The organism is Ruminobacter sp. RM87, from assembly GCF_000701925.1.
In the GTDB taxonomy this organism is placed as follows: domain Bacteria; phylum Pseudomonadota; class Gammaproteobacteria; order Enterobacterales; family Succinivibrionaceae; genus Ruminobacter; species Ruminobacter amylophilus.
The window spans coordinates 1-10,088 of sequence record NZ_JNKD01000076.1; the positions used below are offsets into that span (position 1 = coordinate 1).

General features: G+C 38.4%; 9 protein-coding genes. 7 read left to right on the forward strand and 2 right to left on the reverse strand.

Annotated elements, in window-relative coordinates; all coding sequences use genetic code 11:
- Window positions 1-471: 471 nt before the first annotated feature.
- Window positions 472-759 (reverse strand): DUF4277 domain-containing protein, encoded by a 288-nt coding sequence (locus T489_RS0111170; RefSeq protein WP_031580113.1) that lies wholly within the window; start codon window positions 757-759, stop codon window positions 472-474.
- A 696-nt stretch (window positions 760-1,455) separates the two neighbouring features.
- Between T489_RS0111170 and T489_RS0111175 the strand changes: the two genes are divergently transcribed.
- From T489_RS0111175 to pntB, 7 genes are all read left to right on the forward strand, one after another.
- On the forward strand, window positions 1,456-3,600 hold the full coding sequence (locus T489_RS0111175; protein WP_031580114.1) for a transporter substrate-binding domain-containing diguanylate cyclase: 2,145 nt from the start codon (window positions 1,456-1,458) through the stop codon (window positions 3,598-3,600).
- 116 nt (window positions 3,601-3,716) lie between these two features.
- Window positions 3,717-3,992 carry a heavy-metal-associated domain-containing protein gene (locus tag T489_RS0111180; protein ID WP_031580115.1) on the forward strand — a complete coding sequence of 92 codons (276 nt, stop codon included), beginning with the start codon at window positions 3,717-3,719 and terminating at the stop codon, window positions 3,990-3,992.
- 2 nt (window positions 3,993-3,994) lie between these two features.
- Window positions 3,995-4,717 (forward strand): hypothetical protein, encoded by a 723-nt coding sequence (locus T489_RS0111185; RefSeq protein ID WP_031580116.1) that lies wholly within the window; start codon window positions 3,995-3,997, stop codon window positions 4,715-4,717.
- Window positions 4,718-4,742: 25 nt separating this feature from the next.
- A complete protein-coding gene (gene rimI / locus T489_RS0111190; protein WP_177178450.1) occupies window positions 4,743-5,147 on the forward strand; it encodes a ribosomal protein S18-alanine N-acetyltransferase in 405 nt (134 codons plus the stop codon).
- 56 nt (window positions 5,148-5,203) lie between these two features.
- Entirely contained in the window at window positions 5,204-6,136 is a 933-nt protein-coding gene (locus T489_RS0111195) for a M23 family metallopeptidase (protein ID WP_031580119.1), read from the forward strand.
- A gap of 427 nt (window positions 6,137-6,563) precedes the next feature.
- Window positions 6,564-8,111: a Re/Si-specific NAD(P)(+) transhydrogenase subunit alpha gene (locus T489_RS0111200; protein WP_031580120.1), complete on the forward strand. Its 1,548-nt coding sequence runs from the start codon at window positions 6,564-6,566 to the stop codon at window positions 8,109-8,111.
- A gap of 15 nt (window positions 8,112-8,126) precedes the next feature.
- Complete coding sequence (gene pntB, locus T489_RS0111205; protein ID WP_031580121.1) at window positions 8,127-9,653, forward strand: Re/Si-specific NAD(P)(+) transhydrogenase subunit beta; 1,527 nt, start codon at window positions 8,127-8,129, stop codon at window positions 9,651-9,653.
- A 181-nt stretch (window positions 9,654-9,834) separates the two neighbouring features.
- Here the strand turns inward: pntB and T489_RS13755 are convergent.
- On the reverse strand, window positions 9,835-10,088 hold a 254-nt coding region (locus tag T489_RS13755; protein ID WP_051622069.1), incomplete at its 5' end, for a transposase domain-containing protein.

Consider the following 10,088-nt stretch of genomic DNA (forward strand, 5'->3'; position numbering starts at 1 on the left):
ATCCTTTCTCTGTGATTTCAGATTACAGATATACTTCTCGGTATTTTTAATCAGGTCATCCTTAAACTGCACCTGACCGAATATTTTATCTTCAGACATGCCATAACCTGGTTCAAAAGAGCACAAAGTAAAGTTAGAAGAGTGGACATCCATTCCAATATATATTATCTTATTCATAACGACCTTCATTCAATGTATGTAGTAAATTCATTCAATGTATGCGGTAAATCCGTTTCTGTTTTATTAACGTCTACAGTTTACACGGTAAATCCACGATTTGCATTCATTCGTGGAGGTCGTTTCATATTGTCTTTCGCCAAATGAATCGTCACAGTATTTTTCCCCGTGAAGGTGAAAGGAAGTGGAGTCCATGTGTATGCATTGCACATCCTGCTTCAGCTTTTTCATGCAGGAAAGTGACAGTTCAACAAACAGGTTGGATACATCTGCCTGAAACAGTCCATCCAGCAATCAGCCGAAGGCATCATCGTTAAGATATGAAACATCAAAGTTTTCACCAAAAAGTGTCTTAACATCAACGTTTCTGAAAAATGTTGGCGACAGATACATCGGCTTTGATACGTAGCTCATGGCATTTACGAGCATGCTGACAAACAGCTGGCCATTGCTTAATTTCTGATTGTTTGACAGTTTGGGAAGTCGGTTATCAATAAATTCTTCTATACCAAGATGTCTGCATGTTGAAACTACTAGTCCATAGTGATCTGTACTTAAAAAATGAGGTCTTATACTGTTCATGAGCTTAATTTCTTTAGGTTAATTTTTCAGTATAAAACCATTAAAATTGTACAATTAATAGTCATGTATGCAAAATATATGATATACATCACATAAAATATGATTATTTGATCAAATATTGATCAAATAATTGTTGAAATTCAACTGCGGAACGTCGGTTATATGTGGATATCTGTTGATTGATATTGAGTATTGTTTACGAAATACTGGGGATAATTATTTGTTGTTTAAATAATAATCAGTATGAGTTGTTAACAAAAAGATGTACACATTTAATTGAATGATTGTTCACAATAAGAACATGCAAAACAGTGGGTAACTATATTTTGATGAAGTTAATATTTTATGAAAATATTTTCATGTAAATTGTGATAATTTATCAAGTAATTAAATATGTTTTTTGTAAACACGTTATAGACAGACTATTATTAATATTATCCGCATTAGTCTAAAATTTTGATTGTAGCATTTTTTATTTATTCGTAATGTAGTATATTCTAACAGCATGCTGTTGATTTCCTGTGATTAAAATGTATTAAACGTGTTGACTGATGTATTCAAATTTTTATCCTTCGTAAGGAATTAAGGTTTTTTGTTTTTTTACGATGCTCTGACTCTAACTGTAGCTTTTTATTAGGTGGTATATTGCTGAGTAGAGTGAATGATTATAACTAGATAGAGTGATAAAATACCAATATGAAACTGATCAGAATCTGTGCTTTATTTGTTATATTATTACCTGCAGTTTTTCTGCTTCTGGCTGATGCCGTGGCAGAGGAACCGTCTAAGGTTGTGCGCGTAGGTTGGTTTGATTCTTCTTACAATAACATTGATGGTTCAGGAAGACGAACCGGTTATTCTTATGAATATCAACAAAAGATAGCCGCATACACCGGATGGAACTACGAATATGTTGAAGGTAACTGGGGACAGCTTGTACAAAAGCTCATTAATGGTGAAATTGACATGCTTGGAGGTGTGTCCTATACGGAAGCACGTGCAAACGTTGTTCTGTTTTCTTCATATCCAATGGGAACAGAGGAATATTATCTGTTTATAGATGGAGACAAGGTAGCGGAATATAACGAAGATTTTTCTTACTTCAACGGCAAGAAGATAGGTGTAAATAAACAGAGTGTTCAGCTGGAATTTTTCAAGGAGTGGGAGAAACAGCAAAATATTCAGACTGAACTGATTGAACTCCCTGATGGTGAGTCAAAATCAATGAAACTCCTGAAAGATGGTGAGATTGATGGTTTTGTATCTGTGGATAATTATCTTTCTGTTGAAAACATTGTACCAGTGGTAAAGATTGGTTATTCAGATTTCTATTTTGCCGTAAGCAAAAAAAGATCAGACATTCTGGATGAACTGAATGTTGCCATGGGGAAGATTCAGGACGAAAACCGTTATTATGGCGATGAGCTGTTCATTAAATATATTCGTAATTCAAGCGCAATCACTTATCTCACTCACGATGAACAGCAGTGGTTATCAGAACACAAAACAATCAGAGTTGGATACGTGGATGATTATCTTGCTTATTGCGCTAAGGATAAAGAAACAGAACAGGTAACAGGGGCTCTCAAGGATTATTTACATAAGGCCAGAACCAGTTTTTCCAATGGCATATTAAATTTTGAAACAAAAGCCTATGATTCAATTTCCGATGCCATGTCTGCAATGCAGAGTGGGGAGGTTGATACTGTATTCCCTTCAAATCTGAGTGTTTATGATGCTGAAGAGGCCGGTGTTCTTATTACACCTTCCATTGTTAATGCGAATCTTTATCTTGTGGTTCAAGCATCAAATGTTGAATATCTGAAAGATATGCGGTACATAAAAGTTGCAGTAGTCGGTGGTGATGATAATTTTGAATCCATAGTGAAAACCAAATATTCCGACTGGCAGATATATAACTGTGACAATGTTCATGCGTGTATAAGAGACGTGGCCAATGGGAAGGCTGAAGGTTTTTTGATTTCCAACTACAGGTATAACAGTATCAGCAGACTGTGTAGCCAGTATCGTCTTGTTGCATTGGATACGGCAAAGGATCTGGATTTTAGATTTGCCGTAAAAAAAGGAGACATGGAACTCTATTCTATTGTTGCCAAAACCACAAACATTGTACCTACATCCTACGTCCATGCCTCATTGACCAAATACTTTTCTGAAGAAGGAAAAATGACAGTATGGGAACTGATTTGCGACAATAAGGCAATTGTGATTTTCCTGATTACGTTAATTATTTCGATGTTATGGCTTATTGTGGTACAGAATCGCCTTATACGTGCCAAGAAAGAAGCCAAGGAACACAGTATGAAGGCTCAGGAATTAAGTAATCGTGTTTTTGTGGATGCCCTTACAAGTGTTCGAAACAAAGGCGGATATGATGATTACATACTGCATTTGAAAGAAAGAATTAAAAAGAAGGATGTTGTGGAATTCGGTATCTGCATGTTTGACTGTGATAATCTTAAAGTTATTAATGATAACTACGGACATGAAAAAGGGGATGTGTATTTAAAAACTGCTGCAAAGGCAATCTGTGAAGTATTTCAGCACAGCCCTGTATTCAGAATAGGCGGAGATGAGTTTACTCTGATTTTATTGAATGAAGATTTTAAGAATCGTACAGAATTGATCAATCTGTTTAAGGTAAACTGCAATACTGTTAACGAACAGGCAAAAAATGATTGGGAGCAGATTCATATTTCGATAGGATTGGCTATCAGTGAATTAAGTAACATGGCGTCTGTTGATGATGTTATGAGAAAAGCGGATCAACTGATGTATGAAAATAAGAGAAAAAGGAAGGGGAGCAAAGAAGTCCGTTAATCTGTCGTTTTCACAATGTTGGAAGAAAGTTGACTTACAACAGGCTTCTAATGATATACAATAGGTCATGCTTAGGTGATAATCAGGGTTTCACTTTGAAAAGACGGGGCCAGTAGATGTTTAATTTTTTAAAAATCTTTTCCAAGACTGAATGCTACCATTCAAAGTTTATTGTTGAGGGTATGCGGTGTGAAAAATGTGCAGCCAGAGTAATTTCTGCTGTCTCACAGCTTACCGGTGTGCTGAAAGTTGAAGTTTTTATTGAAAAGGATCTTGTTAACGTTTATTCAGATTATGAAATGGAACTGTCTGTTATCGAAGCTGTTATCTCTGACTGTGGATATAAAATTAAAAGCAGTCAAAACCTCGGCAGTGTAATGGTTCGAATCTAACAATGACTAATATCAATAGTGAAATACTGCAGTCAATGAATATAAAGCTGTATTCATTGCGAAAGCCTTCCTTAATAAAAAATGCATCCTCGGAAAACCTGTATTCAGATGTCCTGCGAAGTTTTCCGTTTTTTATTTTTGTCGGTGAAGACAGATATAATAAGGAATGGGTTTTTAATCTTGTAGGATATCTGAAATACATATCCTATCCATGCGGATGGTATGGAAAGGTGAGTGTAAATGCTGAAAGCACTTTAACCATATGTCCTGCTTCAATAAAGGTACTTCCTGATAATTCTGCCCCGGATATTCCTGTCTACCCAGGAGAGAGTGGAAAAAGAAATTTATGGAGCGTTGTGAAAAAATATGTTCAGGAAGTTGAAAAACTTGGAATCGTCAGAACCAGGGTTGAAAAACCATGCTTCATTATAGAGAGTCCGGAAAAGTGCAAGTGGATATTTAATCTGGCTGGTTTTTTTGATTATAACGATATTCCTTTTTCCTGGAATAAAGATGACAGTGACGGGAAAACCATATATATCGGTTTTGATACTGATGATTTTGCCGATAGAAAGATTGTTATTACAGGTAATGGCGAACTTGAGCAGAAAAAACAGGTTTTCAATGAGCTGCTTGGCAGAGGATTCTTGGAAACGGAAAACGGCAGAATAAAGTTGGGAAAATATTTTACTGAAAATGGAAATAAAGAGAATTCACCGGAATGAGCTGGATGCATATCTAAAGCGAATTTTGAGCATTGAACAGCTAGTTCAGGTGCACCCGTGGACTGAAAAGAATATTCTTGAGTCGATTGCAGATAATTACAGATTTTATGTCCTGCTCGATAATGATAATGTTGCGGGCTATGCTGTGTATGACTTTGTACTTGATGAATCCACTCTGCAGAATATTTCAATTTCAGCAGAGTATCAGGGAAAAGGATATGGAAAAAAGCTTCTTCTTGAAAGCATAAAACAGTTAAAAGAAGAGCTGAAAATTGTCAAAGTTATGCTTGAAGTCAGAATTTCCAACAATAAAGCCATTAATCTTTATAAAAGTGTGGGCTTCGAAGAGGACATGATAAGAAAAAATTATTATCCTATGCCCGACGGCTCAAGAGAGCATGGTGTGCTGATGAGTCTTTCGTTTTCTTAAAACTTAATACCATGGTTTTTTAAGTAAAAATATTTTTAAATATAAGTTTTCTAATTATGAAGATTCATAAATTGTTTTCTGTAATAGCCTCTCTGGTGATTGGTGCCGCATGTTTTGGCACGGCAGAGGGCAAAATCCTGCGTTATGTGGATGAAAACGGTGTTGTTTATTACACTGATGATGAAAATTCGGCACAGAGTAGCGGGTATCAGTACGATTCTTATGACGACTGGGGTGAACCAGAGCAGGATAAGGTATCGTTAAGTTTTGATCCTGAAACTCATAAACTTTATATTGTTAATGAATTTGCCAGTGAAGTAACGGTAAAGATCAAAGCGTCAGATAAATCCCTGATTAAGGATACCAATATTCCTTTTGATGAACCTATTGAAGTCGAGGGAAATCAGAATTATCTTGTCGGCTATGTTATTTATGGCGGCGAGGGGGAACTTACATTATCCAGAACCTTTGATATAGGTAAGATATTCCGTGGTTCGGATTCCTTTTACTATACAACCAATCCTAATGAACTTATTGTTCCGTTTAAAGGGGCTTTCAAGGTTACTCAGGGATGGGAAGGCGGTTTTACTCATCAGGGGCCTAAAAACCGTTACGCAATTGATGTGGCAATGCCGGTGGGAACTCCTGTGCTTGCTGCTAAAGCAGGCAAGGTCGTTGATATGAGAATGGGATCAACATCTGGCGGAAATAATCCAAGTTTCAGACCAATGGCCAACTACATAAGAATTCAGCATGATGACGGTACAATTACAGTGTATGTTCATTTAAAGGGAAATTCTCAGTATGTCAGAGTAGGGGATGTTGTTAAGCAGGGGCAGATAATCGCACAGTCCGGTAATACAGGATATACAACAGGTCCTCATCTGCATTTCGCTTTGCAGACCAATACTCCTTCAGGAGTTAAATCCATCAAGTTCAAGCTGAACGGTGTTGAACCTCTCAGTGGAGTTCTTCTGCAGAACAGATAAAACAGAAATCAGCTTTCATTTAGAGAAAGGAGCCGAAGAATATTCGGCTCCTTCAGTCGGCATAAATTCCTAACTATATATACGTAAAGTATTCCAATTAAGTGCATAAAAATTTATAAAAGTACGACTCTTCGTAGAAGAAATCGTTTTTTCTGAATAAATATGTAAATTCACGTTATGATAAATAAAAAAAATCGTAAAAGAACAGGAGTGTGAATAAGTAACTAATATTGCGTGATAAAGTGAGTAAATACAAAGGTTTATAAAAAGATAAAATCAATGTCTTAATAAAATTTATTTGAAAAAATCTGTACTGAATAACATTTTTAATGCATATTTATGTAAATATTAGTGTATAATTCACTGTTATTTGTGACAAACATAACTATAACTTTTAAATATTTTTTTTATTTAGGAATGTGAATAAATGCAGATAGGTATACCTAAGGAAAGCTTTGCGGGAGAAACTCGCGTTGCTGCAACACCTACTACAGTTACCGCTCTCCAGAAGTTAGGTTTCACTGTTCTTGTTGAATCAGGTGCAGGTGAAGCTGCCAACTTTGCAGATGATGCATATGTAGCTGCAGGTGCAACTATTGGTAATAGTGCTGATGTTTGGTCTAGCCCACTCATCTACAAGGTACTTGCTCCAAATGATAAAGAAATTGAAAAGCTCAAAGAAGGTACTACTTTAGTATCATTCATTTGGCCTCGCCAGAATCCAGAGCTCGTAGAAAAGCTCAATGCTAAGAAGATTACTGTTTTAGCAATGGATATGGTGCCTCGTATTTCAAGAGCTCAGGCTCTCGATGCTCTTTCATCAACCGCAAACATCAGCGGTTACAGAGCAGTTGTAGAAGCAGCTCATGAATTCGGCCGCTTCTTCTGCGGTCAGGTTACTGCAGCAGGTAAGGTTCCACCAGCTAAGGTTCTCGTAATCGGTGCAGGTGTTGCCGGCCTCGCAGCAATCGGTGCTGCAAGTTCTCTCGGTGCTATCGTTCGCGCTTTCGATACCCGTTTAGAAGTAGCTGACCAGATTCACTCAATGGGTGGTGAATTCTTAAAGCTTAACTTCAAGCAGGAAGACGGTGGTTCTTCTGACGGTTATGCTAAGACCATGAGCCCTGAATTCATCAAGGCTGAAATGGAACTCTTTGCAGAACAGGCTAAGGAAGTTGATATCATTATCACTACCGCTGCTATTCCTGGTAAGAAGGCTCCTTTACTTGTAACTGCTGATATGGTTGCAAGCATGAAGGCTGGTTCTGTAATCGTTGACCTGGCTGCTGCTACCGGCGGTAACTGCGAATGCACCGTTCCTGGTGAAGTTGCTCTTACCACCAACGGCGTTAAGATTATCGGTTATACTGATTTACCTTGCCGTTTACCAACTCAGTCTTCACAGCTGTATTCTACTAACCTGGTTAACTTAACCAAGTTATTATCAAAGGAAAAAGATGGTAACATCAATGTAAACTTTGAAGATGTTGTATTACGCAACATGACCATCGTAAGAGATGGCGAAGTTACCTTCCCGCCTCCACAGATCAGTGTAAGTGTTGCTCCACAGAAGCCGGCAGCTGCCGCTCCTGCAAAGGAAGAAAAGAAGCCTGCAAGTCCGGCAGTTAAGTATGCAGTTCTTGCCGCTCTCGTAGTAGTTATGTCATTAATCGGCTTTGTTGCTCCTGAATCTTTCTTACCTCACTTCACCGTATTCGTTCTGTCATGTGTAGTAGGTTACTATGTTGTATGGAATGTAAGTCATTCACTTCATACTCCTTTAATGGCTGTAACTAACGCTGTTTCAGGTATTATAGTTGTTGGTGCTCTTGCTCAGCTCGTAAGCACTTCAACCTATCAGCCTAACGCGTTAATTTATGTTTTATGTCTGGTTGCTATTCTTATTGCTTTCATCAATATCTTTGGTGGTTTCGCAGTAACCAAGCGTATGCTTAAGATGTTCAGAAAGGATTAAGGAGATAATTAAGAAATGACTGGTTTAATTCATGTAGCATACATTATCTCCGCCTTACTCTTTATTTTGAGTTTGGCTGGATTATCTAAGCAGGAAACTGCCAGATTAGGCTGTACCTCCGGTATTATCGGTATGGTTATCGCCTTAGCTGCTTCACTCGTAAACGTAAATACCTGCTGGGGCTGGGTTATCATCGGTGTAGCAATCGTTATCGGTGCCGGTATCGGTCTGTATCTTGCTAAGAAAGTTGAAATGACTCAGATGCCAGAACTCGTTGCAATGCTTCACTGCTTCGTTGGTCTTGCTGCCGTTTTAGTTGGCTTCAACAGCTTCTTCAGCCTTGAACCAAGTGCTGTTTCAAATGCTATTAGCATTAATGTTCCAGCCGGTGCATCTCCTGATCAGATTGCCGAGCTTCAGAAGATGTCTGCCGATGCTATCAAGAAGGCCTCTGAAGTTTCAGTAGATACCGGCTTAAGCGGAAAGGAATTATATATTCACCTCGTTGAAATTTTCCTTGGCGTATTCATCGGTGCTGTAACCTTCACCGGTTCTATCGTTGCTTACGGTAAGCTTAACGGTTCATTCAAGCTCGTTATTTTCAAGTCAAAGGCTCTCGTATTACCTGGTAAGAACCTTCTGAATGTTTTAGCTCTGGTTATTTCAGCCGTATTAATGGTTGTATTCCTCGCTACAAATTCATATACAGTTCAGTTAGGCTGTCTTATCCCAATGACCATCATCGCTTTCGCATTCGGTATTCATCTGGTAGCTTCTATCGGTGGTGCTGATATGCCTGTAGTAATCTCAATGCTGAACTCATATTCAGGTTGGGCTGCAGCTGCTGCTGGTTTCATGCTTGATAACGACTTACTCATTGTTACTGGTTCATTAGTAGGTTCTTCAGGTGCAATCCTCTCTTACATCATGTGTAAGGCAATGAACCGTTCATTCCTCTCTGTAATTCTCGGTGGTTTCGGTAACAAGCCAGAAGCTGCTTCTTCAGATGAAGAACAGGGTGAAATTCGTGAACTTAAGTGCTCTGACGTTGCTGATATGCTTAAGAATGCAAATTCTGTAGTTATCACCCCAGGCTATGGTATGGCTGTTGCTCAGGCTCAGTATCCAGTTGCTGAACTTACCAAGAAGTTACGTGATAAGGGTGTTAACGTTCGTTTCGGTATTCACCCTGTAGCAGGTCGTTTACCTGGTCACATGAACGTTCTTCTTGCTGAAGCTAAGGTTCCTTATGATATCGTTCTTGAAATGGATGAAATCAATGATGATTTCTCTGATACCGATGTAGTACTCGTTATCGGTGCAAACGATACCGTAAACCCAGCTGCTCTTGAAAATCCAAACAGCCCAATTGCAGGTATGCCTGTACTTGAAGTTTGGAATGCTAAGAACGTAATCGTATTCAAGCGTTCAATGAACGTTGGTTACTCTGGTGTTCAGAACCCATTATTCTTCAAGGAAAATTCTTACATGTGCTTCGGTGATGCTAAGAAGACCGTAGAAGAAATCGTAAGCAATATCTAATCAGATATCTGTTTAATTGATTGAAGAAGAGGGAGTTTAACGACTCCCTCTTTTTTTGTACTTTAGGATGAAATATACAAAAAAGGCATGATATTAAATGTATGCGTGTAAGCAAATAGGGTTATTTAAAATTGAAGCTCACTGTGCTACTACCACAGTGAGTTTTTGATATTGTAAAGGTTTAGTCCTCGGAAGCTGTTTCAGCCTTACGCAGGTCTTCCAGATTATTTGACCTGCAGTCTGCGGGAACCTTGTCTGACCACGGCAGAAGATGACTCATGTTGCTGAGTACGTTCTTTGGTCTTACCGAACTGATTTCCGTAAGAAACCATTCAAGATATTTGTACGGAGCCAGACCGTTGGCTATCGCTGTCTGGATGATGGTGTAGTATCCGGCACTGACATCGGCTCCGTTCTCCGTGAAGTTAAATAAGA

Bases quoted from the DNA above. Each gene is read 5' to 3' on its own strand.
- T489_RS0111170 (WP_031580113.1), bottom strand. From the start codon at position 759: ATGAACAGTATAAGACCTCATTTTTTAAGTACAGATCACTATGGACTA.
- T489_RS0111175 (WP_031580114.1), top strand. From the start codon at position 1,456: ATGAAACTGATCAGAATCTGTGCTTTATTTGTTATATTATTACCTGCA.
- T489_RS0111180 (WP_031580115.1), top strand. From the start codon at position 3,717: ATGTTTAATTTTTTAAAAATCTTTTCCAAGACTGAATGCTACCATTCA.
- T489_RS0111185 (WP_031580116.1), top strand. From the start codon at position 3,995: ATGACTAATATCAATAGTGAAATACTGCAGTCAATGAATATAAAGCTG.
- T489_RS0111195 (WP_031580119.1), top strand. From the start codon at position 5,204: ATGAAGATTCATAAATTGTTTTCTGTAATAGCCTCTCTGGTGATTGGT.
- T489_RS0111200 (WP_031580120.1), top strand. From the start codon at position 6,564: ATGCAGATAGGTATACCTAAGGAAAGCTTTGCGGGAGAAACTCGCGTT.
- pntB (WP_031580121.1), top strand. From the start codon at position 8,127: ATGACTGGTTTAATTCATGTAGCATACATTATCTCCGCCTTACTCTTT.